The organism is Flavobacterium aureirubrum, from assembly GCF_038739835.1.
In the GTDB taxonomy this organism is placed as follows: Bacteria; Bacteroidota; Bacteroidia; order Flavobacteriales; family Flavobacteriaceae; genus Flavobacterium; species Flavobacterium aureirubrum.
In genome coordinates this window covers 1-1,610 of record NZ_JBCGDO010000065.1, presented here as the reverse complement: position 1 = coordinate 1,610, position 1,610 = coordinate 1, and the positions used below count along the sequence as shown (strand labels likewise).

1 protein-coding gene is annotated in these 1,610 nt (G+C 36.7%); it reads left to right on the top strand.

Annotation, left to right across the window (positions count from 1 at the left end):
- Positions 1-30: 30 nt before the first annotated feature.
- The gene (locus WFZ85_RS15915) at positions 31-1,605 is read left to right on the top strand and encodes an IS1182 family transposase (protein WP_342697238.1); all 1,575 of its coding nucleotides are present in this window, start codon (positions 31-33) and stop codon (positions 1,603-1,605) included.
- Positions 1,606-1,610 lie beyond the last annotated feature (5 nt).

The window sequence follows — 1,610 nt, the reverse complement described above, 5'->3', positions numbered from 1 at the left end:
AAATAAATTTGATTTTTTTTAAATTTACTCATGCAAGGAAAAAAGACATTTACACCACAGTTATTTGTATCGGTAAATTTGTTGGATCTGGTTCCGGCAGATAATTTTTATAGAAAACTACTCACCGAACTCGATTTACATTTTATTTATAAAGCTACCCAAAAGTACTATGGCAAAGAAGGCCAAGAGAGCATTGATCCAGTTGTTTTCTTTAAGATTTTGTTGGTTGGCTATTTGAATAACATCAACTCAGATAGACAATTAATTGCTTTTTGCAGCGATAGTTTGTCAATTCGTTTGTTTTTAGGTTATGATGTTCACGAGCCATTGCCTTGGCACAGTACTATAAGTAGAACCCGAAGTTTGTATGGCGAAGAAATTTTTCTAGACTTATTCAAGCTAGTATTGAAGATGTGTGTTTCTAAAGGCATGGTTCGTGGCAAGCGTCAAGCAGTTGATAGCGTTTTTATCAAAGCAAATGCGAGTATGGATAGTTTGGTAGAGAAAGAAGTTTTGGACGATGCTAGTGCTTTTGTAAATGAACTGGAAGAAAACAGCGAATTTAAAACTACAAGTACTAGAAAGAAACTAGTAGAACAACATCACGCTTGGAAAGAAGAAGCCTATAAAGGAATGCCTAATGCAACTGGCAAAGACAAGATAGACGAATTTGGGAATATTATCCGACCAAAATATTTGTCAAATCACACGCATTATTCACCAACAGATAGCGATGCGAGAGTAAGTGTAAAACCAGGCAAAGCACGCCAACTGAATTATTTTGGACAAATCGCTGTAGACGATGCGCACCATGTCATCACAGGTGCATGTTCTGACTTTGCAGACAAACGCGACAGTCAGTGTTTAGAACAAATTGTGGAACTTACCCAAGAAAACCTAAACCAAAACAACATTGAACTCCAAGAACTTTTAGCCGATGGTGGTTACAGTAGTGGCGAAGCTTTAGCCTATTTACACCAAAAGAATATCGATGCCTATATTCCAAACTTTGGACAATACAAACCCGAGCGAGAAGGATTTACGTTTCATAAAGAAGAAAACTATTATCAATGCACTAAACCCAAAGGCAACCAAGCCAAACTCCTTTTTAAAGGCGAAAAAACCGATAGTAAAGGCTATACTAAACGAACCTATCGAAGCAGCGAAAGCGATTGCAAAAACTGTCCACTGCGAGAACAATGCTGTGGCAAAAGCACCAAGTTCAAAAAAATAGACGACAGCATTCACAAAGAACACTACGACCGCATGCATCAAAAACTTACACAAAACGAGAAATATGCCAAGAAGATGTCAAGAATACGAAGCAAAACCGTAGAACCAGTGATAGGTACTTTGGTAAACTTTACTAATATGAAGCGAGTAAACACAAGAGGTATTAAAAACGCCAACAAACATGTACTGATGGCAGCTTTGACCTATAACTTCAAGAAATACCTGCGTTTTACCATCAAAAAACCAAGTGTTTTAGCTCAAGTTGTTTCCCTAAAACAAGGAAAGAACTTGGCTTTTATAAAATCAGTCTTTTTAGACTTAAAAAACTCGTTTGTAAGCACTCCAAGTTTTACAACTTTGAATTATAACTAAAAAAC